The 26,773-nt window shown below is 61.8% G+C and carries 24 protein-coding genes; 17 read left to right on the forward strand and 7 right to left on the reverse strand.

Annotation, left to right across the window (positions count from 1 at the left end; translation table 11 throughout):
• The first annotated feature begins 151 nt into the window (after positions 1-151).
• A complete protein-coding gene (gene folE / locus WBG82_RS12925; protein ID WP_324297465.1) occupies positions 152-736 on the forward strand; it encodes a GTP cyclohydrolase I FolE in 585 nt (194 codons plus the stop codon).
• A gap of 2 nt (positions 737-738) precedes the next feature.
• On the opposite strand, the gene WBG82_RS12930 is transcribed toward folE, so the two are convergent.
• The 4 genes from WBG82_RS12930 to WBG82_RS12945 all read right to left on the reverse strand — a co-directional run bounded on the left by WBG82_RS12930 (position 739) and on the right by WBG82_RS12945 (position 4,239).
• On the reverse strand, positions 739-2,136 hold the full coding sequence (locus tag WBG82_RS12930) for a peptide MFS transporter (RefSeq protein ID WP_424424928.1): 1,398 nt from the start codon (positions 2,134-2,136) through the stop codon (positions 739-741).
• A gap of 56 nt (positions 2,137-2,192) precedes the next feature.
• Positions 2,193-2,792, reverse strand: coding sequence for a TetR/AcrR family transcriptional regulator (locus WBG82_RS12935; protein WP_424424929.1), 600 nt, complete (start codon positions 2,790-2,792; stop codon positions 2,193-2,195).
• Positions 2,793-2,901: 109 nt separating this feature from the next.
• Entirely contained in the window at positions 2,902-3,321 is a 420-nt protein-coding gene (locus WBG82_RS12940) for a DUF1330 domain-containing protein (protein WP_424424930.1), read from the reverse strand.
• A gap of 12 nt (positions 3,322-3,333) precedes the next feature.
• Entirely contained in the window at positions 3,334-4,239 is a 906-nt protein-coding gene (locus tag WBG82_RS12945; RefSeq protein ID WP_424424931.1) for a haloalkane dehalogenase, read from the reverse strand.
• Positions 4,240-4,341: 102 nt separating this feature from the next.
• Between WBG82_RS12945 and WBG82_RS12950 the strand changes: the two genes are divergently transcribed.
• Positions 4,342-5,658, forward strand: a complete 1,317-nt coding sequence (locus tag WBG82_RS12950) for a DsbA family protein (protein WP_424424932.1) — start codon at positions 4,342-4,344, stop codon at positions 5,656-5,658.
• Positions 5,655-7,391: a sulfatase-like hydrolase/transferase gene (locus tag WBG82_RS12955; protein WP_424424933.1), complete on the forward strand. Its 1,737-nt coding sequence runs from the start codon at positions 5,655-5,657 to the stop codon at positions 7,389-7,391. Before WBG82_RS12950 ends, WBG82_RS12955 begins: the two co-directional genes overlap by 4 nt.
• A gap of 47 nt (positions 7,392-7,438) precedes the next feature.
• Here WBG82_RS12955 and WBG82_RS12960 read toward each other — a convergent pair whose 3' ends face one another.
• On the reverse strand, positions 7,439-8,470 hold the full coding sequence (locus WBG82_RS12960) for a glutathione S-transferase N-terminal domain-containing protein (protein WP_424424934.1): 1,032 nt from the start codon (positions 8,468-8,470) through the stop codon (positions 7,439-7,441).
• Between the two features lie 44 nt (positions 8,471-8,514).
• Complete coding sequence (locus tag WBG82_RS12965) at positions 8,515-10,791, reverse strand: arylsulfatase (protein WP_424424935.1); 2,277 nt, start codon at positions 10,789-10,791, stop codon at positions 8,515-8,517.
• Positions 10,792-11,394: 603 nt separating this feature from the next.
• Here WBG82_RS12965 and WBG82_RS12970 point away from each other — a divergent pair.
• Positions 11,395-11,898 carry a hypothetical protein gene (locus tag WBG82_RS12970; RefSeq protein WP_424424936.1) on the forward strand — a complete coding sequence of 168 codons (504 nt, stop codon included), beginning with the start codon at positions 11,395-11,397 and terminating at the stop codon, positions 11,896-11,898.
• Between the two features lie 287 nt (positions 11,899-12,185).
• Complete coding sequence (locus tag WBG82_RS12975) at positions 12,186-12,869, forward strand: LuxR C-terminal-related transcriptional regulator (RefSeq protein WP_424424937.1); 684 nt, start codon at positions 12,186-12,188, stop codon at positions 12,867-12,869.
• A 60-nt stretch (positions 12,870-12,929) separates the two neighbouring features.
• On the opposite strand, the gene WBG82_RS12980 is transcribed toward WBG82_RS12975, so the two are convergent.
• Positions 12,930-13,472 carry a hypothetical protein gene (locus WBG82_RS12980; RefSeq protein ID WP_424424938.1) on the reverse strand — a complete coding sequence of 181 codons (543 nt, stop codon included), beginning with the start codon at positions 13,470-13,472 and terminating at the stop codon, positions 12,930-12,932.
• Between the two features lie 404 nt (positions 13,473-13,876).
• Here WBG82_RS12980 and WBG82_RS12985 point away from each other — a divergent pair, with 404 nt between their 5' ends.
• The 12 genes from WBG82_RS12985 to WBG82_RS13040 all read left to right on the forward strand — a co-directional run bounded on the left by WBG82_RS12985 (position 13,877) and on the right by WBG82_RS13040 (position 26,767).
• Positions 13,877-14,704 (forward strand): CsgG/HfaB family protein, encoded by an 828-nt coding sequence (locus WBG82_RS12985; RefSeq protein WP_424424939.1) that lies wholly within the window; start codon positions 13,877-13,879, stop codon positions 14,702-14,704.
• Positions 14,705-14,723: 19 nt separating this feature from the next.
• Positions 14,724-15,758 (forward strand): hypothetical protein, encoded by a 1,035-nt coding sequence (locus WBG82_RS12990; protein WP_424424940.1) that lies wholly within the window; start codon positions 14,724-14,726, stop codon positions 15,756-15,758.
• Positions 15,759-15,825: 67 nt separating this feature from the next.
• Positions 15,826-16,242, forward strand: coding sequence for a hypothetical protein (locus WBG82_RS12995; protein ID WP_424424941.1), 417 nt, complete (start codon positions 15,826-15,828; stop codon positions 16,240-16,242).
• A 171-nt stretch (positions 16,243-16,413) separates the two neighbouring features.
• Positions 16,414-16,716 carry a transposase gene (locus tag WBG82_RS13000; RefSeq protein WP_424424942.1) on the forward strand — a complete coding sequence of 101 codons (303 nt, stop codon included), beginning with the start codon at positions 16,414-16,416 and terminating at the stop codon, positions 16,714-16,716.
• Positions 16,717-17,309: 593 nt separating this feature from the next.
• Complete coding sequence (locus WBG82_RS13005; protein WP_424424943.1) at positions 17,310-17,522, forward strand: helix-turn-helix transcriptional regulator; 213 nt, start codon at positions 17,310-17,312, stop codon at positions 17,520-17,522.
• Positions 17,523-17,664: 142 nt separating this feature from the next.
• Complete coding sequence (locus WBG82_RS13010) at positions 17,665-18,270, forward strand: restriction endonuclease subunit S (RefSeq protein ID WP_424424944.1); 606 nt, start codon at positions 17,665-17,667, stop codon at positions 18,268-18,270.
• A complete protein-coding gene (locus WBG82_RS13015) occupies positions 18,267-19,784 on the forward strand; it encodes a type I restriction-modification system subunit M (RefSeq protein ID WP_424424945.1) in 1,518 nt (505 codons plus the stop codon). Before WBG82_RS13010 ends, WBG82_RS13015 begins: the two co-directional genes overlap by 4 nt.
• Entirely contained in the window at positions 19,777-20,805 is a 1,029-nt protein-coding gene (locus WBG82_RS13020; RefSeq protein WP_424424946.1) for a virulence RhuM family protein, read from the forward strand. Before WBG82_RS13015 ends, WBG82_RS13020 begins: the two co-directional genes overlap by 8 nt.
• Positions 20,798-21,982, forward strand: coding sequence for a restriction endonuclease subunit S (locus WBG82_RS13025; RefSeq protein ID WP_424424947.1), 1,185 nt, complete (start codon positions 20,798-20,800; stop codon positions 21,980-21,982). The genes WBG82_RS13020 and WBG82_RS13025 overlap by 8 nt, the downstream gene beginning before the upstream one ends.
• Before the next feature lie 11 nt (positions 21,983-21,993).
• Positions 21,994-22,842, forward strand: a complete 849-nt coding sequence (locus tag WBG82_RS13030) for an HAD family hydrolase (RefSeq protein ID WP_424424948.1) — start codon at positions 21,994-21,996, stop codon at positions 22,840-22,842.
• Complete coding sequence (locus WBG82_RS13035; RefSeq protein WP_424424949.1) at positions 22,839-26,054, forward strand: type I restriction endonuclease subunit R; 3,216 nt, start codon at positions 22,839-22,841, stop codon at positions 26,052-26,054. The genes WBG82_RS13030 and WBG82_RS13035 overlap by 4 nt, the downstream gene beginning before the upstream one ends.
• Positions 26,051-26,767 (forward strand): M48 family metallopeptidase, encoded by a 717-nt coding sequence (locus WBG82_RS13040; RefSeq protein ID WP_424424950.1) that lies wholly within the window; start codon positions 26,051-26,053, stop codon positions 26,765-26,767. Before WBG82_RS13035 ends, WBG82_RS13040 begins: the two co-directional genes overlap by 4 nt.
• Positions 26,768-26,773 lie beyond the last annotated feature (6 nt).

The raw sequence follows: 26,773 nt of genomic DNA on the forward strand, positions 1-26,773 counted from the left end.
GGGGGTGATCCAGCGGCGCAAATGGCGCATATGAAGGGCAGAGATCGGCGCCACGGGCGCGTTGCAAGGGAAAAGCTGGAATCCGCAGCCTCCCTCTTGCATAAAAGTGGCGCGACGAAGACCAACAAGAACAATCAGGTGAGGCTCCTCAGTGTCAGACGATCAGAAACCAACAGAGGAAGAAGCAGAAGCCGCGGTCCGCACTCTCATTCGCTGGGCGGGCGACGACCCGAAGCGCGAAGGATTGATCGACACGCCGGGCCGCGTGGTGCGCTCCTACCGCGAACTCTTCTCGGGCTATGACACCGATCCGCGCGCCTATCTCGAACGCGTGTTCGAGGAAGTAGGCGGCTATGACGAGCTGGTCGTGCTGCGCGACATTCGCGTCACGAGCTTCTGCGAGCATCACATGCTGCCCGTGGTCGGGGTCGCGCATGTGGGCTATCTGCCTTCAAGGCGCGTCGTCGGCATCTCCAAGCTCGCGCGCGTCGTGCAGGGCTTTGCCAAGCGCCTCCAGATTCAGGAGAAGCTGACAGCGGACATCGCGCGGGCGATCTACGAGATCCTGCAACCCAAGGGCGTCGGCGTCGTCATTCGCGCCGAGCACAACTGCATGACGCTTCGCGGCGTCAATTCCCCCGGCGCGACGCTGACGACGAGCCAGCTTCTGGGCGATGTGCGCGACGATCCGAGAACGCGCCAGGAATTCCTGCGCCTCACCGCCAATCACGACTGAGGCTACTGGTCGAGAGCGGATTTCAGCGGTCCGGCGAGGAGACGAATCGCGGCCGATGCGACAAGGGCGATGAGCGCGATCATGAGGAAGAATTCGCTCTTCCCCATCGCGCTCCAGAAACCGCCGAGCCAGCCCGCGAGAAGATTGCCGGCGAAGCTCGTCGCAAGCCACAGCCCCATGAGAAGCGAGAGAATGGAGGCGGGCGCGATCTTCGAGACGAGAGAAAGACCGATGGGCGAGATGTAAAGCTCGCCGACGGTGATGATGACGAAATAGGCGAAAAGCCAGAGCCAGCCTGCCTTGCCGCCATCCCCGCCCGCCTGCCAGGCCGCGAATGCGAGGATCAGATTGGCGATGGCGACGCCGAGGCAGCCAAGCGCCATCTTGGAAATCGTTGACGGCTCGCTCCCCTTCCGCGCCTGCCGCGCCCAGAGGCTCACGACGAGCGGCGTGAAGGCGAAGATCAGGAACGGATTGAAGGACTGGAACCACGTCGTCGGAATCTCTCCCTGCCAGAAGAGGAGATCGAGCGAGCGGTCCGTGAACCCGTCCGCCCAGAGAACGATCGTGTTGCCCTGCTGCTCATAGGTCGCCCAGAAGAAACTGACCGGCACGAAAAGGGCAAGCAGAACGGCAATGGCGCGCCAGTCTTCACGGTCGAGCGGCCTTGCCTCCCGCCTTGCGGCGGCGATGCGCTCGCGGGGATCGGGCGGCAGATGGCGCTGGCCGTAAAGATAGATGACGAGACCGAAAAGCATGCCGATGCCTGCCGCGCCGAAGGCATAGTGCCAGCCGACCTTTTCGCCGAGCGTGCCGCAGACGAGCGGCGCCATGAACCCGCCGAGATTGATGCCGACATAGAAGATTGAATAGGCGCGGTCGCGGCGATGATCGCCCGGCGCATAGAGGCTGCCGACCTGCGTCGAGATATTGGGCTTGAAGGCGCCATTGGCGAGGATGAGTGTGAAGAGCGCGAGGAGGAAAAGCCCCTCGAACGCCATCATGAAATGACCCGCCGCCATGAGCGCTGCGCCGATGATGACCGTCCGGCGCTGACCGAGAAGCCGGTCGGCGACGAGCCCGCCGATGATCGGCGTGAGATAGACGAAGCCCGTATAGAGGCCGTAGATCTGCGAGGCGAGCGGCTGGGGGCCGAGCGGCCCGAGCACCCATTCGAGCGCCGCCCTGAGCGTCGCAAGCCCGACGACGCCTTCCGCCTGTCCCGGCAGCAGCAGATATTTGACCATGTAGAGGACGAGGACGGCGCGCATCCCGTAATATGAGAAGCGCTCCCACATTTCCGTTCCGAACAGAAATGTGAGCCCCTTGGGATGGCCGAACAGATCGGCGGAGGAACGCCACTCGGCAGCCGGCTCCCCCGTGGCAGGCTCTGCGCTCATGGAGATCATTTTCTCCCGCGGCGCGCAAACATCAATCCCCAGGGATCAGCCCCGCCTCACTTCCCCCTGGCGGCGCTGACCGCGGCGGCGGCCGCCGCCATGGTCTTCTTCGCCTGCTGGACGGAAAGCCCCTGCTCGAGACGAAGCCGGCGCCACGCATCGAGGCTCAGGAGCAGTTCGAGCGCCTCGAAGACTATGCGGTCCTTCCGCAGCTCGGGCGGCAGGGCTTCGCGCAGCATCGCGCGCTGCATCCGCGTCAGCAGCTCATGGTCCTCGCGCAGAAAGGCGGACCGGTGCTTGTGCACATCGGCGGCGATCTGGAACGGCATGATCTTCTCGAACACCTGCGCGCGCCGCTCGACGATCGCATCGAGGCGCGCCGGCCAGCCGCCCTCGGGCCATGGCCTGTTCATCACGGGCTCGATTTCCGCGCGCATCATTTCGGACAGCTCGCGATAGAGGCTGTCCATATCGTCGAAATGCCGGAATACCGTCCGTAGGCCGACATTCGCCCGCGCCGACACTTCCTCTGCGCCCGGCGAGATATTGCCCTCGCGCACGAGTTCGAGCATGGCCTCGACGATCCGGCGGCGGTTCTCCTGCCCGCGCAGCCGCCGCCCATCCATGCCTGCTTCGATTTTTCCGGTTCGCGCCATCGGCCCTTCCATGGAGATAAGCCCTGATGGTTATGCCGCCCGCTGACAGGAAAGAAAAGGCCGCGCCTTGCCCGCCCGCGAGAAAGCGGGGAGCGGACGGCCCCCGTCCCTAGACGTGATCCTCAAGCAGCGTCGAGCGGATGAGGAGCTGGCCCGCAAGGCCCGCCTCCCGATGCTTGCCGAGCGCAAGAACCTCCGGCGACGTCGCGATGGCGAAAAAGGCCGCCGCCGAGGGATATTCGACGAGCGCCACCATGTCCCAAAGTTCCTCCACCTGGCCGATGACGGTGCTGTTCAGCGCCGCCGAGATGAGGAAGCGCCCGCCCGCCGCTTCCACGATCCGGCGCATTTCCACGCCGTAGCGCATATAGGCTTCACGCCCGCTGATCCTTTCCGTGCCGCCATCCTTGTACTCGGCGACATCGCGGAACTTCAGCAGGTTGACCATGACGATGGGCGCGGGATCGGTCGATCCCGCAAGCTCCATCAGCTTCTCCCGCTCCGGATAGACGGCGATTTCGTATTTCATGTGCCCTCCCCCTCAGGCCGTTTTGCGAATGAGGCCATCAATCACATCGACAAGCTCAGCCGGCTTGTCTTCCTGGAGGAAATGCCCTCCCCCGGCGATTGTCACATGGGCCTGCCCTTTCGCGCCCGGCACCCGCTCCCGGAAGACGCGCTCGCCGCCCGCCGTCACCGGATCGCCATCGCTGAAGGCGGTGAGGAAGGGCTTGTCGAAACGCTCCAGAACCTTCCACGCCGCCTTGTTCTCCTCGACCGAGCCATGTTCCGGCGTGATCGGGACGAGCGCCGGAAAGGCCCGCGCGCCCGCCTTGTAGGCCTCCTCCGGGAAGGGCGCGAGATAGGCGGCCTTCTCCGCCTGATCGAGCCCGCGCTTCGTCCCCATGCTGACGATCTCGCCGATGGGAAGCTCGGGCACGGTCTGGCTGAAATCGAGCCACTGCTTGAAGGCTTCCGTCCAGCCCGTGCCGGTCGGCAGGCCCGTATTCGCCACGACGACGCGCGCGAAACGGTCCGGGAAGGCGGCGACGAGACGCAGCCCGATAAGGCCCCCCCAATCCTGACAGAAGAGCGTGACGCCCCTGAGATCGAGCCCGGTGAGCCAGTCGCTCATCCATTTCACATGGCGCTCGTAGGTATAGTCGGCGACCTCTTCCGGCTTGTCCGAGCGGCCGAAACCGACGAGATCGGGCGCCAGCACCCGGTGGCCGCGCGCTGCGAGCGCGGGGATCATGTGGCGATAGAGATAGGACCATGAAGGCTCGCCATGCATGAGAAGAACAGGCGCCGCCGCTTTCGGCCCCTCATCGACCGTGTGAACCCGCAGCACCGTCCCGTCCGCATCCTTCACGTCGAAGTAGTTGGGCGAAAAGGGAAATCCCGGCAGATTCGCAAAACACGCGTCCGGCGTTCTCAGCACTCTCATGGCGTCTCCTTCGGAAGGGCGTTCTGGCCCATGCCTATATATTGACATTGATCGTGTCACTATATAAACCGGTGCGTCAAGGGCGATGAGATGAGGACCGGCATGAAAGCTCTGATCGGCCGCGCGGGAAGCTCTCTTCTGACGAGCCGGGCGCTGCGCAATTCGCGCCGCGCCTTCCACGCGCTTTCGCGCAATCTGCGCGGCGACAAACCCACCATCCATTATTTCCATCAGGCCGACGATCCCTACAGCCACGTCGCGGCGCAGATGCTCGCGCCCCTTCTCGCGCGCTACGATGTCGCCTTCACGCCCTGGATCGTTCCGCCTCCCGACGATGCCGCCGCGCCGGAGCGCGAGAGGCTGCGGCGCTATGCGCTGAGGGATGCGCCGCGCCTTGCCCGCGAATATGGCCTCGAATTTCCGCCGGCTGACGCATTGCCCGCGGGGGACATCGTGGCGGCCTGCAACGCGGTTCTCGCCCGCGCCGTGGCGAGCGGCCGGTTCGCGGAACTGGCGGCCGATGCGGGGCGCGCATTATGGGCGGGCGACAGGGCGGCGCTCGACCGGCTCGGCGAAACGGCGGGCCGCGCCGATCCGGCTTCGCTCGCCTCGGCGCTCGCGGCGGGCGGCAGGGAAAGGCGGCGGCGCGGACATTATCTCGGCGCCATGTTCTGTTTCGAGGGCGAGTGGTATTGGGGCGTCGACCGCCTCAACCATCTCGAGGAAAGGCTGAGCGGCCTCGGTCTCGACCGCGCGCCGAAGGGAACGCCGCCACTCGCGCCCTATCGCGGGCTGAAGCTCCTGCCTCGCCCGCAAGGCGGCGCACGGCCCGTGATCGACTACTGGTTTTCCTTCCGCAGCCCCTATTCGTGCATTTCCTTCCCACGGATGAGGCAGATCGCCCGGCATTACGATGCCGAATTGCGCCTCCGCTTCATTCTGCCCATGGTGATGCGCGGCCTGCCGGTGCCCCGCGTCAAGCGCTTCTACATCATGCTCGACACGAAGCGCGAGGCCGAACGCGCGGCGACGCCCTTCGGCAAATCGGTCGATCCGGTGGGCGCCGGCGCCGAGCGCGCGCTCGCCGTTCTTCACCATGCCGTGAAATGCGGCCGGGGCGAGGAATTCGTGGAACTCGGGATGCGTGCCGCCTTCGCCGATGGCATCGACCTCGCCTCCGATGAAGGGCTGATGGATGTCGCCCGCCGCGCGGGCCTCGACGCCGAAACGGTGAAGGCAGCCCTCGCCGATGAAAGCTGGCGCGAGGTGGCGGAGGAAAATCGCAAGGCGCTTTTCGACGCGGGCCTCTGGGGCGCGCCGAGCTTTCGCGTCGACGGCCTGCCCGCGCATTGGGGCCAGGATCGTTTCTGGGCGCTGGAAGAAGACATCATCGAAGCCATGAAAGGACGCGCTCCATGAGCGACAGCACGGGAAACGGCTGGAAGCCCACGCGCCGCCAGCTTGTCGGCACCGGCATGGCGGCGCTCGCGGCCGTTCAGGCAGGCCCCGTTCTCGCCGCACCGGCGATTGCCGGACGCAAGCGCCCCAACATCCTTTTCGTGATGACCGATCAGGAGCGCTCCGCGACGACGCTGCCTTCGGGCCTCGATCTCCCCGCGCATGAATGGATCGGCGAGCGCGGCACTTTCTTTGCGAAATACAACGTCAACACCACGCCCTGCTCGCCCTCGCGCTCGGTCGCTTATTTCGGGCGGCACACGCAGCAGACGGACATGGTGGTGAATGACGGCGCGCCGCCCTTCCCCCGCCTCAACGGCAAGCTCCGCTCCATCGGGCACCATCTGCGCGATCTCGGCTACTACACGGCCTATAAGGGCAAATGGCACCTGAGCGACATTCCCCATGCCGCGCAGCTCGGCTACGGCCCCTATATCAAGACCGACCGCTCGCTCGAGCCCTATGGCTTCAGCGACTACAACATCGACGGCGATCCGCATGGCAAGGTGTGGGACGGCTATCGCTATGACGGGCCGACGGTAAGCTCCGCGATCCAGTGGCTCGACGAGGTGGCGCGCAAGCTCCCCGCCGAACAGCCCTGGTTCCTCGCCGTCAATCTCGTGAACCCGCACGACATCTGCTTCTTCGAGGCATGGCAGGGCCAGACGGCGACGCGCGGCAACCCGGATGTGCTCTCCCCGCTCGCGCCGGCGCCCGCGAGCGAGATCTATGACCGCGACTGGAGCGACCTGCCCCTTCCCGCGAGCTTCTATCGAAAGCCCGCCGAGGGCGAACCCTGGGCGGTGAACTCCTACCGCAAGGTCTGCGACCTCACCTATGGCGCGATGCCCGATGACGAGCGCGTCTGGCGCAGGAACCAGAGCTATTATTTCAACTGCATCCGCGATGCGAGCTACAAGGTGCGCCGCCTCTTCTCCGCGCTCGAGACGCTCGGCCTCGCTGATGACACGATTGTCGTGCTCACCGCCGATCATGGCGAGATGGCAGGCGCCCAGCGCCTGCGCCAGAAAGGCCCGGTGATCTTCAAGGAGAACGTAGCGGTCCCGCTCTATATCAGCCATCCCGACGCGCGGAAGGCGCGCACCGTCGACAGCCTCGGCAGCACCGTCGACCTCTTGCCCACGCTTTACGAATTCGCGGGCGGCAAGCCAGGCGAACTCGAAGACCCGCTCGGCAAGCTGCCCGGCGTGAGCCTTGCCAATGCGCTCACCGGCGGGCGCACGGAGCGCGACGAGCGCGGCGCCTTCTACAATTACGGCGTGCCCTTCTATATCGACCCGCAGATGATCGAAGGCATGATGCGCAATGCCCGCACACCTTCAGCCTGGACGATGCTGATCGAGTCGCTGAAGCTCGGCCATCTCGGGCCCTCGCGGACCAATCGCGGCCTCCACAGGGGCGTGTTCGACGGGCGCTACAAGTTCGCGCGCTTCTTCGGGCTCGGCGAGCATCACATGCCGAGGGACTGGGAGACGCTTCGCGCGCATAACGATCTGGCGCTTTATGACACCGCGACTGACCCCGACGAGCTTCAGAACCTCGCGCTGGAGCCCGAGGCGCATAAGGAACTCATCCTCGCGCTCAACGCCAGGACGAACGCGCTGATCGAAACGGAGGTCGGCCGCGACGAGGGGCAGGAATTCGTGGGCCCCGGCTGGCTCTATCGCCTCTGACCGGGCGCCTTCCCATCGGGCGCGCGGACCGGAGGCGACGCTCCGTCTCAGGCGGTGAAGAGCCGCTCGCAGCCCGTGCCCGCGAGGATCCGGTCGACATCGGCGCGATCGGCCGCCCTCAGCACCGCATATTTCTCGCGCAACCATTGCAGGCACTTGCCCTGATAGGGGAAGGGCTGCTGCACCCAGGCCTGCCCGTCGATCTCGGTGCGGACCTCCGCGCTGCCCGAGGCGAGCGCGGCCGCGTTGGCAAGAAGCGCCGGCACATAGACCCGGCCGACTTCCTTGAGGAGCGCCCGGAGCGTGCCCGGAATGTCGTCGCGCGCCATCCAGTCGCTCTCGGCGGGATCGAGACCTGACAGATCCTCCACCACATCGACCCAGGCGAATACGCGCGGCGCGCGCGCAAGCGTCACCTCCATCGGAGTCGGGTCGAAATGGGTGAGCTGCGTCAACTGGCCGTAGAAACCGAAATCCGACGCGCCCGGACGACGGCCCATGAGGAAGGGCCGCTGCTCGAGATGCGCCTTGAAGGCGTCGAGAACGCGCTTGTAGCTTGCCTCGATGACGGGCGCAGTCGTGTCGTTCGAGCCGACGACATAGAGGCGCGAAATCTGCCGCTCGGCGAAGATCTCGCCCATCTTAAGCGCCTCCGCTTCCGGCGCCGTCAGATCGCGCCAGCGCGGCAGGATCGCCGCCGCGCGCTCGATGTCCGGCTTGTAGTACCAGCGATAATGGAACATGGCCTTCGTCAGCCATTCATCGCCGAAATCCTCGAGCAGATAGTCGAGAAACTCGACCACCGGATCGGCGGGCACGACGCGGCGCTGCGGGAACGCCGCCTCGAAGCGGCGGATGAGCGGGGTCGAGTCGACCACGGCCTCCACCTCGCCCCGCTCGTTCGGCAGATAGAAGGTCGGCAGGAGTTGCACCTTGGGCCTCGGCAGGCCGCGCTTCTCCGGCGCGTCGCCCTGAAGGAACTCATAGGGAATGTGCCTGTAGCGAAGCACGGCCAGCATCTTGCGCGTATAGGGCGAGCCGGGCGCGCCGCGCAGAAGCAGTGGTGTGGGCAACGACATGAATGACCTCCCCGAAATGTCGGTTCTTCCGTGATGCGTCGATATTACTGCCGCGACATGGCGGCGCGCACATGCGCTCGGTCGGCATTGGCGGAGGCCGCGTCGGGCTCCGCGTGCGGCAGCCCGAACACGACTTTCGCGATCCGGCCCGGATAGGCGAAAGGCGCGCGATAAGCCTCGCTGACCGGCGAAAGGCTGCGGCCGATATCCATGCCGATGCTGGAAATGAGGAAGAGAAGCTTCGGGATCGTCGCCGTTGCGACCGTCTTGCCGTCGATGACGAGCGCGACCGTGCCGGAACCGTCGGCCATGCGCTCGACCACGGCGCCGACCTCATGCTTGCCGGGCGTCAGTGCTTCCGGCGCCGCGACGAGCGTGTGGTCGTGGAAGCAGTTGTAGTCGAAATGCAGGCGGCCCCGGTCGATATGGAAGGCAAAGCCGCTATTGATGCTGCCTCGCGCCACCAGCGCCCCATCGGCGGTGCCCGCCGGATGGTCGATCTCGGCCGTCATCTGCCAGCCGCGGAAGACGGGCGGGCAGGCATCCGAAACGATGTGCGAGACGGGCGGATAATAGACGAAGCGCGAGCGCGAGGTCGGCATGCCGGGCCTGCGCGAGGCGCGGAAGAGATCGAAGGCACCCCGATCGTCGAGCGGCAGGACGCCATGCGCCTCCGCCTCCTGCCACCACCGTTCCACCATGGCCTTGAGCCGCGCTGGCTCGCGCTCGGCGAGATCGTGATACTCGGAGAAATCCTCGTCGAGATGATAAAGCTCCCAGCGATCCTGCTCGAACGGCGTGCCGCGCGCATGATGCGTGACGGCCTTCCAGCCATCGAGCCAAAGACCGCGATCGCCGCCCATCTCGAAATACTGGACGGGACGCCCGGGCTTCGCCTGCGGATCGGTAAAGGCCGTGAGAATGCTCGCGCCATGGATCGGCATTTGCGGCACGCCCGCCACGACCGAAGGCGGCTCGATGCCCATCACCTCGAGGACGGTCGGCGTGACGTCGATGGCATGGCAGAACTGGCGCCGGATCTCGCCGGGCCGCCCGATGCCCTTCGGCCAGTGAACGATGAAGGGATCGCGCACGCCGCCGCCATGCGTGTTCTGTTTGTACCATTTGAGCGGCGTATTGCCCGCCTGCGCCCAGCCCCAGGGAATGTTGCTGTGGCTCTGCGGCCCGCCAATATCGTCGAGCCGCTCGACGGCCTTCTCCACATCCTCGGCCATGAGATTGAAGTACCGCATCTCGTCGAGAACGCCGGTCGGGCCGCCTTCCTGGCTCGCGCCATTGTCGGAGACGAGCATGAGAAGCGTGTTCTCCATGAGGCCCAGCTCTTCGAGGAAGCTCACCAGCCTGCCGATCTGCGCGTCGGTGTGCTCCAGCATGGCGGCGAAGGCTTCCTGAAGCCGTGCCGCGAACTTCCTTTCATTGTCGCCGAGCTCGGCCCAGGGCTTCACGCCGGGATTGCGCGGGGCAAGCCCCGTGCCGGGCGGCACGATGCCCATCTCCTTCTGCCGCGCGAACCATTCTTCCCGCGCCACATCCCAGCCCGCATCGAAGCGCCCGCGATATTTGTCGAGATAGACCCGCGGCGCCTGATGCGGCGCATGCATCGCCCCGAAGGCGAGATAGAGGAAGAACGGGCGCTCCGGCACGATGGAGACGCTGTCCCGGATGAAGCCTATCGACCTGTCCACGATGTCTTCCGAAACGTGGTAGCCCTCCTCGGGCGATTTCGGCTGCTCGACGAAGTGATTGTCATGCGTGAGCTCGGGGTGGAACTGATCCGTCTCGCCCTGAAGAAAACCGTAATAGCGGTCGAAGCCGCGCTGGAGCGGCCAGTTATGGAAGGGGCCCGCGGCAGTGCATTCGGCCATGGGCGCGAGATGCCACTTGCCCGCCGCGAAAGTCGCCACGCCATTGTCGCGCAGCACCTCGGCGAGCGTCGCGGCGGACCGGGTGACGGCGCCCCGCATGTTCGGATAGCCCGTATCCATGTTCGAGATCGCCCGCATGCCGACCGCATGGTGATTGCGGCCGGTGAGGAGGCAGGCCCTGGACGACGAGCAGAGCGCCGTTGTGTGGAATCCGGTGAATCTGAGCCCGTCGCCTGCAAGGCGGTCGATATTCGGCGTGGCGATGGTGGAGCCATAGCAGCCCAGATGCGCAAAGCCCGTATCGTCGAGCACGATGAGCACCACATTGGGCTTGCCCGCTCTCGAAGGGGCAGCCGGCCAGTCGGGCGAGGATTCCTGAACTGTCCTCCCGATCGTGCCTTTGAAATCCCGCTCCGCCGGATGCCGGAATGTCACCTGCGTCCCTCCCTCGCTTCGCGTGCTCCGCAAACGGCCGCACGCATGGCTCGCTTTGCCCCCACACCGATTTAATGAGTTTCATTAAAGAGTGAATGTGGCGGCCGGGCAAATGATATTTCCCCCGCCATCGGACCTCGCAATGAAAAGCGGCGCTCGTTCGGGCGCGGCCTCTTCAGCCACGGAGCCGGACGGATATGCCGGGCACCCGCATGGCACGGACGCGCCATCCGTTTCCCCCATCGGCGTAAAGACATTCACGGCTCCCTTCTTGACTTCCAGAGAGCGCGATTACTTAACAAATTGTAAATATATGGCGATAAGGCTCAGAATATTGCTGAATGATTACAATAAATTTGAAATGAACAATTCATCCTGCATAGCGTATTCGCGGCTTTATATATAATATTTTCCAATTATATGTAGACTAAAACGTGCATTCTCTTACGAAAACCCTCACTTTATCGCCCGAATTCAATATCTACGTTAACTATTATCGAAACGATGGAACTACTACTTACGTATTCATTTTTTTTACATAGAGTGTGTGATTAAATGAATTGCTCTGTAGGTATCCAGTCGAAGCCAATTGGAGGGATGACGATGGCCGGACAGATTAATGAAATGATGCAAATGTTATGGATGCGCACCGGATTGCTCGTGGCCACTCTTCTGGTTGGCGCGGTCATCGCTGCCTCCCCGGCGAATTCGGCAACACCTGTGCGCAAGTTTGAAAGCTGGTCGGTTCAGTGCCTCGACAAGAATGTTTGCATCGCCTACCTCGAAGGCAGCGGCGTGCAGATCCTTGTCGGCCGCACGGCCGCCGGTCAGCCGATCAGGCTGGGCCTGCGCATCCTGCCCAAGGCGAAAACAGGCCAGCCCGCCTCCCTTCGGCTTGAAAGCGGCTGGCAAGCTGGCCTCAAGATCGGCAAATGCTCCGACAAGTTCTGCGAAGTCCCCGTGGGAGAATCCAGCACCAATCTCGCCCTCGAACAATTCCTGAAAACGAGAGAGGGAGTCATTGCCTATCAGGTCGGGGAAAAAATCCTCATCGCCCCGTTCTCGCTGGCCGGCTTCAAGGCCGCTCTCAAGGAAGTTCGCGGGTGAGTATCGGTTTTTTCAGCAAACGTGGACGCGAACTGCCATGTCGCTTTGATGACCGCTCCGGGAAGGCATATCATTCACACAAAGAGCTCGACCGATATCGACTAGAGAGGAATGCCCGCCGACGGGCGATCGCTTTCTGAGACCGGAAATATCGGAGAACAAAGGCGCCAGGGGCTTCGCCGATCTCCAGCAACCTCATCGTTCACGACGCTCGGCCGCCCCCTGAAATTTCCACGGCCCGAGCATATGGAAGTTTTGTTCATTCGCGTAGTTGAAGGAGACAGTAAATGCTTCTTGCAGACGCCAACATCGCAATCGTGGATTCGAACCATCTGTTTCGTGCAGGCATGGTTCGGCTTCTGCGGGATGCGAACGGGAACACGGTGCGCGATGCCCGCGACCTGTCCGCCCTCGAGGAACTCGTCAAGGCCAGCGAGCACTTCGACCTCGTGCTTGTGGAGCTTCTTGCGCTGGACGGCGATCCGCCGGGTCGCGTCAACCGCCTGCGGCACCTCCTTCCCGATTGCCGCGTTGTTGTTCTGAGTGAAACCCTCAACTCCACGCAGCTTTGTTCCTGTTTTGCCGCCAATGTCGATGGTTTTTTATTGAAGAATATTTCTTGCGAAACACTGACCGAGTCTTTGAAGCTCGTCCTTCTTGACCAGAAAGTCTTTCCCTCTTCGCTCGCCTCCCTGATCGCAGCCAACGGCACGCAGAACGGCCTGCCACTTGCGATGAATCAGCGCCAGCCCGATTCCTTCGCCGAGTTGTCCGAACGGGAAATCGAAATTCTGCGCTGCCTCGTCGATGGCGACTCGAACAAGCGCATAGCGCTCCGCCTCAACATCGCTGAAGCGACCGTGAAGGTTCACCTCAAGAGCGTCCTCAGGAAAACCCATGTGATGAACCGCACGCAGGCCGCGATCTGGGCGCTGAACAAAGGCATGCAAGGCAGAGATCCTTCGATCTGAGGCTGGCGCAGCCGGGATCACTCCACGCGATCTCCCGGCTTGCTCCAGACCGTGCCGCGACTATCGGCCAGGGAAGGCAAAAACCTGGGCGATCCACATGTCGATCGCATTCTGGCTCGTCGGATAGAGATATGTTCCCGGGGCGCCACCGCCGATCATTGAGGTCCAGCTCGTCAATGTGGCGCTGGTCAGCATCCCGACATCGCCCGCGTCCGATCCATAAATAGCCGGATAGCTCCATGGGCTGATGCGATAGAGGCTGAAGGGCGAAGCCCCCGGAACGCCCACGACAAGCCGGCCCGCGGAATCGAAGACAAGCGCGCTATGTCCCGGCCCCTGCATGACGGTGTAGAGGCTGCCATCGGGCCCACGCAGAATATTTTCCGGCCTGATGTTGAAGACCTGGCTGCCGATGATCGCCTGCGCGCCACCGATGCCGATAGTCGGCGTTCCGCCGAACCTCCCGAACGAATAGGCCTGGTTATTGAGGCCCGCGGCACCGAGCGCCGCGGCGGAAACTCCGACCGTGAGAGCCAGGCCTGCAAAGATCCCAAGAGCGAGGGCACGGCGCGGCTGGTCTGAATTCTTTGGAATAATTTTCATCGCGATCCTCCTTTTGAAGATCTGGACCTCCCGCTCCGCCTCGAACGATCGCCGGGACCAGACGTCTCCAGCCTCTCTCCAGGTCCGCGCACGAATTCATCGGGGTACGACTTCCCGCTCCGCGGACGCGCGCCCTGAAGGCGGACGCATCGACTGCGGGCCGTTGACCTTTCATTTTTAGATCAGCAGCAGCCTCCGGTGCATTCACTCAAAAGAGGTAGTACCGGACTAAGATATAATAACGCATTTTATATAATATTCGCCCATCCGGTTAGGAACTGTACGGCCAAATCCGCAACCGGATACCTCGTTCTATTTGTATTATATTTCGATCAGAATCGTATCCTGATTTTCAGCATTCATCGTCTCCACCCTCGCTGGAGATGCAAGTCGGGGCGCGATCAATGAAAAAGTCAGCAATCGCCGGCGCTGCTGCGACACTTTTGCTCGCCGGATGTACGACACCGGGGGTTCTCGGAAGCAAGGGCGTCGATCCGCTCTACAGCTTTCCCGTCACCAGCAACGAAACGCCTTACAGCCAGTGCCTCTCCCATCTGGCCTCGCTGCCAGGAGACAATCTGCCGACATTTGCCGTCGGCGAGGTGGCCGACAAGACCGGACAGATCAATTACAACGAGAACGGCCATCAGTTGACGCAAGGCGTCTCCGAGATGGTCGTCAGCGCCCTCTACAAGACGAAGAAGGCGCGCCTCGTCGAGCGGATGGACCTCCGGATACCGCTTGCCGAAGTGAGGCTTGCCGAACAGGGCCGCCTCTCCCACGGAACCAGCGATTACACGGCGCTTCCTGCAAGTGATTTCATCATCACCGGCGCCCTCACCGAACTCAACTACAACATCGTCAGCGGGGGCGCCCAGCTCTTCGTCACGGGCATTGGCGGCGGCGCGAAGATGGTCGTCATCAACGTCGCGCTGGATATGCGCGTCGTGAACTCCAGAACCTTCGGCGTCGACTACGTCACCAGCCTGCAGAAACAGATTTACGGCTACGAGGTCGAAGCGGGCGTCTTCCGCTTCTTCGGAACCACACTTGTTCAGTTTGACGCCGGGGCGATCAAAAACGAGCCGCTCCAACTCGGCGTCAGATCCGTCGTTGAAATGGCAGTGTATCAGATCATGACGGACTTCCTCCATCTGCCCAAGGAACAGAAATGCGACATTGTGCAGACGGATCACATGGCAAAGCAACTGGATCGGCTCAGCGCACACTAGCTACAGGAGGATTAAGCACATGATGAAGCACAACAAGTCCGTGCTTATGCTGGGAGGTGCTGTAACCGCCCTTCTGGCATTCAGCGCAGTCAGTTCAGCCTCGGCCTTCGACAGGGTCCACTGGTCCTGGTATCAGAAAGTCCACGAGCACGTCGATATCGATATAGACATTGATCCGGCTGTGTTCGATCCGACGGGCATCGTCGACCTGGAGAAGCTTCAGGTGTTCATTGGCGACGTGAAGGCCGTATCGGTCGTCAAGGACGTCAACAATTACCAACCCTCGGAAGGCACCAACGGGACCGTCGACTTCACGGTCAACTGGAGTGGCCCCTATGGTCCGGACATCGATCCGGAATATCTCGACGACACCGTAGCCGCCACTCTGAGCGGTGACCTGAGCGGAAATGGTGACGTCACGGGCAGCACGGTATCCGAGGGCACAAATCAGGTGAACTTCACTGCCGCCTTCACCGACGTTCCCGTGACGGTCGAGGCTCTCGATTCGTTTGATGCCCTGACCGAACTTCCATCGGTCAACAGCACCGCGACCGCTGTGGGCAACAACCAGAACATCTCGACCGATGTTGCCGTCACGCTGCATGACGGGCAGTTCCTGTTCGGCGGCTTCAACTGCAACTTCGAGGGTGATGGCATCACTGGTGTCCCCTATACCGGCAACAGCAATCTCTCGGGCGCGCTCGCTCTGATCTATGCCGGGTCTGATGGCTTGATCAACTCCTCTGAAATCGAAGCCAAGTCCATCGTCGAGAACATCACGAATGCCGCCGTCGAAAGCGCGGCGACGGCGGTTGGGAACAACATCAGCGTGGACATCGCGTATGATCCGGCCACTGACAATGGCCTTCTCATCGGCGACATCACCCAGGTCGCCTATGCAGACGTGAGCGCAAAGTCGATCGTCAAGTATGTCGACCTGAACAATTACACCAACCTCGGCACGTTTGGCTCGATCGTCAACTCCACCGCGACTGCAGTTGGAAACAACGCGAGCATCACGGTCAAGGCGGCTGTTCCGCCTGTCACTCCCTGATTACAGGCGAGGGGGAGGTGCGTACCTCCCCCTCGTTCTTTTCCGGCTCTTGCAAAGGACATGGATCATGTCAGCACTCATTTATATGAAACAGGGGATGGCACCACGCTGGCTTATGGGGTTGGCGGTCCTGTCCTCGGTGACACTCGCGCCTGCAATCGCTCTTGCCGAGGCCGGGCAAAACAAGCAAGCCTGGCAATTTCCGCAGACTGACGGTCTGACCATGGCAGCGATCCAGCGGCAAGCGACCAATCCGGCCAGCAGCACCATCGCAGGAGGCAGCGGCACGACGCTCGTATGCGGTGGCGGCGGCACCGGCGGCGCGACCGCGACGTCCAATTCGAGCTGCATCATCGTGAACAATTCAACCGGGCAGATCGACGTGGGGCAGGACAGCAAGGGCAATCAGAGCGCGAGCAACAGCGCGCAAACGACGACGAACAACAACAATCTGAGCGATGCACTGAGCTCGCTTGCCCCCTGAAAGGGCCGCGGTTTTTCCGCGCCATACACAGTTTTCTTGAAGCCAGAGCTGTGTCCTGCGGCCAGCAATTAGATGACCGCGGGACACAGTTGTGTCTTGCGCTCCAGTTGTCCCGAGCGGTGTCGAATGTGAAACGAAAGGGGAGACGCCGAAAGCCGGAAGGATCGATCGATGAGGCGTTCGAGATTCACCGACGAACAGATTGCGTCAATTCTGGACGAATACCGCAAGGGCTCGCGTATTTCCCAGCTCAGCCAGAAGTACAACGTCTCGGGAGCCACCATCTATTCATGGAATGCGAAGCTTCAGGGGCGCCCGGCACGGATGGAACGGGCGATCAAGCAGCTCGAGGAAGAAAATCGCCGCCTGAAGGAACGCCTGATCGACGCCCTCATCGACAATGAGGTCCTCCGCGATCTTCTCCGAAAGAAGCGAGGCACCCCCCAGGATCCGGCCGCCGGCGGCGCCGGCTAGCCCGCGCCCTCAATGGCACTAGCAACCGGCTCCGGTTGCTCAGCCTTGCCAGCATTTGACGATGATACGGACACGGAAAGTTAGGCCGGTGGAGGGGGGGGGGCATCTCCACCGGCCCGCGGGGGTTTCCGCGCCCGTCGGGGGAACAACGAATTGCGCGGATGATTTATAATAGAAATATTCGAAGCTTCAGCCGAGTGCTCATCCGGCTAGATAATCCGGGCATTTGGGCCGAAAGAGTAGCTCTAACGCCTGGAAAATTATCCGGACGAAGTAATCCTTTCGGAACGAAGCGCTCGAGGCTACGGCGCGCAGCACGCCCAGCCGCCAACCACATTCATGCCGATGGGATCGCAAGGACTTCATGGCGGAGGGAGAGGACTCTTCGACAAACTCGCTCGAAGTATGCCCCACATCGCGCCAGCACGCCTTCGTATTCTTAAGTGAATCTTCGCCACCGCAGAAATTCGCTACATGAACAGACGCCACTTCACCTGGTGCTCGGCGCTTCGGCCAGTATTACCTTGATAGTATTTTCCCTCCACGCCTTCGTTGTGTCGCAGTCAAACTGGCCTGAGCGAAAGGAAACGGAAATGAAGGCGACATGCATAAACCAAATCCAATTGGCAGCGCGGTGGGGGATTAGCCATCGTACGCTTGAACGGTGGCGCTGGACCGGCGAGGGGCCGAAGTTCGTGAAACTCGGCGGCCGGGTGGTGTACCGGCTATCAGATATTGAGGAATATGAGCAGACCATGCTGAGGACGTGTACGCCAGCGAACGAGAGGGTGCAGGCTCACGGTTAAGAGTTGCTGCCGGACCCACATCGCGACTTGGATGGGTCCGGCAGAACCCAAAATGCAGTAGACGTTCCTACAGCGAATTTTGACATTGACAGCAGACTTGCGCGCGCCTACCTTCTGTAGCGATAGTTACAGAGGATTTTCGATGCGCCTCGCTGACGCCTGCACCATCCACACCGGCTATACCGCTCGCGGCAGACTGGAGCCGACGGCCGCCGGGGGCGTGCTAGCAATCCAGTTGCGGGACATCTCCCCCGATGGCCTCGTCGATCCGGAGCGCCTCACCCGCGTCCAGTTGGAAGACCTTGCAGACCGCTATTTCGTGCGCGCCGGTGACGTTGTGTTCCGATCGCGGGGTGAGCGTAACACGGCCTCCGCCTTGGACGAGCGCCTGAAGGAGCCTGCCCTTGCAGTGCTCCCACTGATCGTGCTGCGTCCGAAGCGTGATGTCGTGACGCCCGAGTATCTGGCGTGGGCGATCAATCAGCCCCCGGCGCAGCGTCACTTCGACGTTGCGGCACGCGGCACGAACATCCGGATGATACCCCGATCCAGCCTCGACGACCTCGAACTCGACGTCCCAGACATCGAGACACAGAGAAGAATCGTCGCCGTCGATGCGCTGGCCGAAAGGGAGCGAGAGCTGTCGCAGCTCGCAGCCGAGACAAGAAGAAGAATGATGGGCCTGATCCTCGTCGAACGAGCGAGCAGGATGCGCACCAGAACGAGGAAAGGAAAGACGCCCCGATGAACGACCAGCTTACCCAGCAACAGGTCAACCAAACGGCCTGGGCGGCTTGCGACACCTTCCGGGGCGTCGTCGATGCCGGACAGTACAAGGATTACATCCTGGTGATGTTGTTCCTGAAGTACATCTCCGACCATTGGAACGACCACCTCGAAACCTACCGCAAACAGTATGGGGAGGATGAGATCCGGATCCGGCGGCGGCTAGAGCGTGAGCGCTTCGTTCTGCCGGAGGGTGCCAGCTTCTACGATCTTTACGAAGCGCGGAACGAGGCCAACATCGGCGAGCGGATCAACATCGCGCTGGAGCGGATCGAAGACGCCAACCGCGCCAAGCTCGAAGGCGTGTTCCGCAACATCGACTTCAACTCCGAAGCCAATCTCGGGCGCGTGAAGGACCGCAACCGGCGGCTCAAGAACCTGCTGGAGGACTTCGCCAAGCCGGCGCTGGACCTGCGCCCCAGCCGGGTGACCGAGGACATTATCGGCGAGTGTTACATCTATCTGATCTCACGCTTTGCCTCGGACGCAGGCAAGAAGGCCGGCGAGTTCTACACGCCCTCTGCCGTCTCCCGCCTGCTCGCCAAACTGGCGGCTCCCAAGCCGGGTGATACGATCTGCGACCCGGCCTGCGGGTCCGGATCGCTGTTGATCCGGGCGGCGGAGGAGGTCGGGTCCGAGAACTTCGCCCTCTACGGCCAGGAAGTGAACGGCGCGACCTGGGCGCTGGCGCGGATGAACATGTTTCTCCACGCCAAGGACGCCGCGCGCATCGAGTGGTGTGACACACTCAACAGCCCCGCGCTGGTCGAGGGCGATCACCTGATGAAGTTCGACGTAGTGGTGGCCAATCCCCCGTTCAGCCTCGACAAGTGGGGGGCGGAGAATGCGGCCACCGACCAGTTCAATCGCTACTGGCGAGGCATTCCGCCCAAGTCCAAGGGCGACTATGCCTTCATCACCCACATGATCGAGATCGCCAGGCGTCAGAGCGGTCGGGTGGCCGTCATCGTCCCGCACGGTGTTCTTTTCCGGGGCGGCGCCGAGGGGCGTATCCGCGAGGCGCTCATCGAAGAGAACCTGCTCGACGCGGTGGTGGGCCTGCCTGCCAATCTGTTCACCACCACCGGCATTCCGGTCGCGATTCTGGTCTTTGACCGCTCCCGCGAACAGGGCGGCGCCAACGAGGACCGGCGCGACGTTCTGTTCATCGACGCCAGCAAGGAGTTCACGCCGGGCAAGACCCAGAACGTGATGGACGAGGCGCATATCAACAAGGTGCTGGAAACCTACGCGTCGCGGGCGGAGATCGAGAAATACTCCCATCGCGCCAGCCCGGAAGAGATCGCGGAGAACGACTTCAACCTCAACATCCCCCGCTACGTCGACACCTTCGAGCCGGAGGAGGAAATCGACGTCGCTGCCCTGCAGAAGCAGATCAACTCGATCGAGGCCGAGCTGGCCGAGGTGCGGGGCAAGATGGCTGGCTATCTGAAGGAACTGGGCGTCGATGTCTGAGGGTGAACTGATCCTTTACAGCACCGAGGACGGCGCCGCGACCATCGGCCTTCGGGCCGTGGACGGCACCGTTTGGCTGAGCCAGAGGGAGATCGCGGAGCTGTTCGATAAGGACGTGCGCACGGTTAACGAGCACATCCGCAACCTTTTCGCCGAGGGTGAGTGCGATCCGGGTGCAACTATCCGGAAATTCCGGATAGTTCAAACCGAGGGCTCGAGGCAGGTCGAACGCGAGGTCGACGCCTATAACCTCGATGTCATCCTGTCGGTAGGCTACCGGGTCCGCTCCCCGAGGGGCACGCAGTTCCGTCGCTGGGCCACCACCGTCCTGCGCGAATACCTGGTCAAGGGTTTCGCCATGGACGATGCCCGGCTGAAACAGGCCGAGCAGTGGGACTATTTTGACGAGTGGCTTGCTCGCATTCGGGACATCCGCGCCTCGGAGAAGCGGTTCTACCAGAAGGTGCGCGATCTTTACGCAACCGCCGTCGACTACGACAAGAATTCCGAGCAGGCGCAGGCCTTCTTCAAGAAGGTGCAGAACAAGATGCTCTGGGCGGTCACGGGCAAGACGGCCGCCGAACTGATCGAAAGCCGCAGCGACCCGGCGGCGCCCAACATGGGCCTGACCAGCTGGAAAGGCTCGGTCGTGCGCAAGGGCGACGTCGGGACCGCCAAGAACTACCTCAAGGCCGAGGAGGTCGAGGAGCTCAACCGCATCGTCGTGATGTATCTCGACTACGCCGAGGACCAGGCGCGGCGGCGCCGGCCGGTGACCATGGCCGAGTGGGCCGACAAGCTCGACGCCTTCCTGTCCTTCAACGAGCGCGACGTGCTGACCCATGCCGGGCGGCTGCGGATGGACGTGGCGCAGAAGTTGGCCGTCGAGCGGTTCGAGGTGTTCGACGCCAGCCGCCGCGCTGCCGAGGCGCTGGCGGCGGATGAGGCCGATATTGCGCAGCTGGAGGAGATGGAGAAGGCCGCCAAGGAGCGGAAGAAGAAGGGGGGCGAGGATGCTTGAGGGTTGGAAAAGCGTCGCGCTCTCCGAATTAGCAACGTTTCACTCAGGAGGCACGCCAAATAAGGAGCGGTCATCTTTTTGGGGTGGGCCGATCCCGTGGGTGACCGTCAAGGATATGAAGGCCATGCGCCTAAATGGGGTGGGTGAAAGCCTAACCGAGGAGGGTGCCAATACCGTTCGAGTCGTCCCCGCCGGAACTGTTTTGGTGCTTGTGCGTGGGATGGGCCTATTCAAGGACTTGCCGGTAGTGCTGTGCGACGGGCCCGTGACCTTCAATCAGGACATCAAGGCTCTCGTAGCGAAGGAGGGTGTCGACAGCGAGTATCTTGCGTTCGCTCTCATCGCCAGAAAGTCCGACATTCTTCGGCATGTTGATAGCGCCGGGCACGGCACGGGTCGGCTCGATACTGACCTATTGAAATCGACACCGCTCCCGCTCCCCCCGCTCCCCGAACAGCGCAAGATCGCCGAAATCCTGCGGACATGGGACGAGGCCATCGAGAAACTAGAGGCGCTCCGGGCGGCGAAGCGTGACCGGTTGACGGGACTTACGCAGCAGCTCATCGGCCGCGGTGGCGCGTTCCCCCAGAAGTGGCCGTTGAAGCCTCTCTCTTCCATCGCTGCTCGCGTTCGTCGCCAGAATGGCGGCGGTGACCACCCGGTCATGACCATTTCAGCAAAGTCTGGCTTCCTTATGCAGTCAGACAAGTTTGCCCGCGATATGGCAGGCAGCAGCGTTGAACGTTACACGCTCCTTAAGGAAGGAGAGTTTGCCTACAATAAGGGTAATTCTCTTACAGCGCCGTATGGCTGCGTCTACCGTCTCGACCGACCGGCAGCACTGGTTCCTTTTGTTTACTTCTGCTTCGCGTTGGAGGCGGGCCTAGACCATGGCTTCTACGAACATCTCTTTGCTGCTGGGGCGCTCAACCATCAACTCTCCCGGCTGATCAATTCAGGCGTCCGCAACGATGGCCTCCTGAACTTGAGCGTTGAAGATTTCTTCTCCTGTCGGATTCCAGTGCCGCCACTTGATGAACAGAGCAGTATCGCCCGCACTCTTTCGGCAGCAAAGCAGGAGCTGACTCTGCTCGACGATGAAATCGAAGTCCTCACCCGCCAGAAACGCGGCCTGATGCAGAAGCTGCTTACGGGCGAGTGGCGCGTCGCTGTCTGAAGGAGAAGCGAATGGCCAAAAAACACATCGAGATGGCGATCGCCTACGACTTCGACGGCACGCTGGCGGACGGCAACATGCAGGAACACCAGTTCCTGCCCGACATTGGCATGAAACCGAAGGATTTCTGGGCCGAGGTGAAGCGCCTGACCAAGGAGCATCAGGCAGACGAAGTGCTGGTCTACATGAATCTGATGCTGCGCAAGGCCGCCGCCGCCGGCGTTCCGGTTCGGCGGGACGATTTCAAGGCGCGGGGCAAGGCGATCCAGCTGTTCGAGGGGGTCGAAGAATGGTTCGACCGCATCACCGGCTATGGCAGGGCGCAGGGTGTCCGCATCCAGCACTACCTCGTCTCGTCCGGGAACGCAGAGATCTTCGCGGGCACACCGATCGCGTCCAAGTTCGCCCAGGTCTATGCGTCGAAGTTCATGTTCGACCAGAATGGCGTCGCCGCCTGGCCGGCGCTTGCCGTGAACTACACCACCAAGACGCAGTACCTGTTCCGCATCAACAAGGGTGCTTTCGACCTGAGTGACAACAGCAAGGTCAATCAGTTCGTGGAAAAGCGCGACAGGCCGGTGCCCTTCGAGAACATGGTGTTCATCGGCGACGGCTCGACCGACATCCCATGCTTTCGACTGGTTAAAGAACAGGGTGGCCTTTCGGTAGCAGTATTCAAGCCCCACACCAAGGGCGCGCGCCGCAAGGCCGACAACTACATCAAGGATGGCCGGGTCCACTGCGCTGTGCCGGCGATCTACACGGATGGAAGTGAACTGGACCGCATCATCAAGGCGAACATCAACGCGGTCGCGGCGCGCGCGGCACTGTCCGGGCTGTTCTCGGAGGGAGCGCGATGACCTTCGACGCTGCGGAGAAACACCAGTCCCAGATCCCCGCTCTTCAGCTCCTAGTGGCGTTGGGGTTCAAGCCCCTGTCCCAAGCTGAGGCTGTGCGACTTCGCGGCGGTCGACTACGCAACGTGGTGCTTGACGACGTCCTTGCCGACCAGCTCCTGAAAATCAACAGCTTTACCCATCGGGGGCGGGACTATCCGTTCGATCTCGAGGATGCGCATGAAGCCATCCGGCGGCTGAAGCCCACGCCCGACCGGCAAAAGGGCCTGCGCGGAACCAACCAAGACATTTACGACACCCTCGTCCTCGGCACGACCATCACCAAGACGATCCAGGGCGATTCCAAATCCTATTCGTTCCGCTATATCGATTGGGAGATCCCATCGAACAACGTCTACCACGTCACGGCCGAGCTTTCCGTCGAGCGCACGGCCAGCACCCAGACCAAACGGTGCGATATCGTCGCTTATGTGAACGGCATCCCGTTCCTGGTGATCGAAAACAAGCGGCCGACCGAGAGCCTTAAGAAGGCTGGTAGCCAGCTGATCGGCTACCAGAACGAAGACAGCATCCCGCAGCTGTTCCATTTCGCGCAGCTGCTCATGGTCATGAACCGGGTCGAGGCGCGATACGCCACCGTGGGAACTCCACGGCAGTTCTGGCAGACGTGGCGGGATGAGGAAGACCGGGACGAAATTATCGATCCGCTGGTCAATCGGCCGCTCACCGCGGCGGAGGCCGACGCGGTCTTCTCGGGTGATTTCGCTTTTGCGCGTACCCATTTCGAGGCGCTGGCGGCTGAAGGCCCGCGCACGATCACGGCGCAGGACCGTGCCATTCACGCGCTGTGTCGGCCGGAACGGCTATTGGACTTGGTGCGTCGATTCACCGTGTTCGATGGCGGCGTACGCAAGGTCGCGCGCCACCAGCAGTTCTTCGGGATCCGCAAGGCAGTTGAGCGCGTCCGTCAGTTCAATCTGGACGGCCGCCGCAAAGGGGGCGTGATCTGGCATACCCAAGGGTCGGGAAAATCGCTCACCATGGTGATGCTGGGTCGGTCCCTCGCGCTCGATAAGGCCATACCCAATCCACGCATTCTGATCGTCACCGACCGCGACGATCTCGATAAACAGATCAAGGATACGTTCAAGTCTTGCGAACTGGAACCCGTGCGAGCAACCAGCGGCGCCCATCTGATTGAGTTGATCCGCAACCGGACACCGCTCGTAACGACCATCATCAACAAATTCGATACGGCGGCCAAGGCCGCTGAAGATGTCGACGAGGATGCCAATGTCTTCGTCCTGGTCGATGAAAGCCATCGCTCGCAGACCGGTCGCTATGGTGGCCACAGCCAGTTCGCCACGCGGATGCGCCGGCTGTTGCCGAAGGCCTGCTATCTCGGCTTCACCGGAACGCCGCTTCTGAAGGAGGAGAAGAATACCCTCTCGACCTTTGGCGGCCTGATCCACAAATACGCGATCGACGAGGCTGTCGCTGACGGTGCCGTCGTACCGCTCCTCTATGAGGGCCGCCTTGTCGAGCAGCAGGTCAATGGCGGCGTGATCGACAAGTGGTTCGACAAGATCAGTGAGGGTCTTACCGACAGCCAGAAGGCCGACCTGAAGCGCAAGTTCTCCCGCATGGACGCCCTGTCGAAGACCGGTCAAGCGATCCGGGCAAAAGCCTTCGACATCTCGGAGCACTTCCGTCAGCACTGGCAAGGAACGGGATTCAAGGCACAGCTTGTGGCGCCGTCGAAGGCGGCAGCCGTCCGCTTCAAGGAGGTGCTCGACGAGATCGGGCACGTCACCAGCGAAATCGTCATCTCGCCGCCCGATGATAACGAGGGCAACGAGGAGGTCGATAAGGAATCGAAAGACCTAGTGCGCGGGTTCTGGGCGCAGATGATGGCCCGGTACAAGACCGAGGACGAATACACACGGCAGATCATCGAGGCGTTCAAGGGGTCCGGCGATCCGGAAATCCTGATCGTCGTTTCGAAGCTGCTGACCGGTTTCGATGCGCCACGAAATACCGTGCTCTACGTCTGCAAGTCGCTGCGCGAACACAACCTGCTGCAAGCGATCGCCCGCGTGAATCGGCTCTATGAAGACGGCACGACCGAGAAACAGTTCGGCTTCATCATCGACTATGAGGGGCTGCTGGGCGAGCTGGACACGGCGCTCACCACCTACAGCGCCTTCGAGGGCTTCGATGCCGCAGATCTGGCCGGCACGGTCCACGACGTGCGCGAGGAAATCCGAAAGCTGCCTCAGCTGCACGATCAGCTCTGGGACCTGTTCAAGCCGGTCAAGAACAAGAAGGACATGGAGCAGTTCGAGCAGTTCCTGGCCGATGAAGCTATCCGGCAGGAATTCTATGAACGACTGAAGTCATTCAGCCGCTGCCTCCATATCTCGCTATCGTCGGACAAGCTCTTCGACGTATTCAACGAGTCGAAGATCGACGCCATGAAGCGGGATTGGAAGCAGTTCTCCGAACTAAGGCGCTCGGTTCAGCTGCGCTACCAGGAGACCATCGACGTCAAGGAGTTCGAGCCGAAGATCCAGAAGCTGCTCGACGACCATGTGGTTGCCATGCCGGCCGAAACGATCATCGAGATAGTCAACATCAACGACCCGGACGCCCTGAAAGCGGTGGTGGAGGAGACGGGCGTCTCCGAGGCATCAAGAGCGGACCGGATCGCCAGTGCGACGCGTCGGACCATCACCGAAAAGATGGACGAGGACCCGACCTTCTACCGCAAGTTCTCGGAGCTGCTGGAGGAGACCATCCGCGACTATCGGGCCAAACGGATTTCCGAACGGGACTATCTCAAGAACGTGGTCGATCTGGCGAGCAAAGTCGCGCGCAAGGACCGGGGGCGCAAGGTGCCGGATGCGATCAAGGGCAACGACGATGGGCAGGCGTTTTTCGGGATACTTGAAGGCGCTCTCGCGACCGATGATGGCAAACCGATCGAGGAGGACGAAGTTGCCGCCATAGCGCTCACGATCATCGACATCATCAAGTCCCATCACATCGTCGATGTCTGGTCCAACGACATCGCTCAGAACAAGATGCGCAACGCCATCGATGACTATTTCTTCGACGTCCTTCGCGACGAACGCGGCATCGAGTTGCCTGTCGAGGTGATGGACGACCTTGAGCTCAAGATCATGGATCTCGCACGAGCGCGGTTTCCGGGATGAAGACCGAACGACACAGCGTCCAGTACGGTGAACACAGAATCGACTTCGCCATCGTGCGCCGTGAACGGACGACACTGGAAATAGCTGTCGAGCCGGATGCCTCCGTTGTCGTCGCTGCTCCGCAGGCTGCCTCGTTGGTGGTGATCGAAGAGAAGGTACGCAAGCGCGCAGCCTGGATCCGGCGTCAGCAGCGATACTTCATCCAGTTCCTTCCGCGCACCCCGGATCGCCAGTACGTGGCGGGCGAGACCCATCTTTATCTCGGACGCCAGTATCGGTTGAAAGTAGTGCCCCACGTCCAGGCGACGGTGAAGCTAGTCCGTGGCTTCATCGTCGTCCAAACGCACAGACCCGAGCGAACCGAGGTCACCCGGGAGCTTGTCGAGCATTGGTATCGGCAGCGCGCTCATGCAAAATTTGCCGAGCGTCTGGAAGTCAATCTTTTGCGTTTCCCGGCCCCTGAAGACTTTCGCCCCAAGGGCTTGATCGTCCGCCAACTTCGGCAGCGTTGGGGTTCGATGTCGCCGGCATCTCGCCTGCTGCTTAATCGCCGGCTGATCGAGGCGCCTATGGATGCCATCGACTACGTCATCACGCACGAGCTCTGCCACATCGCGGTGCCACATCACGGACCGGAGTTCTTCGAACTGCTCGACCGCGTCCTACCCGATTGGCCTAAGCGCAAGCACCGGCTTGAACAAAGAATGGCGTGAAAGAAT

The sequence above is a fragment of the Parvibaculum sp. genome (genome assembly GCF_049671045.1).
In the GTDB taxonomy this organism is placed as follows: Bacteria; Pseudomonadota; Alphaproteobacteria; order Parvibaculales; family Parvibaculaceae; genus Parvibaculum.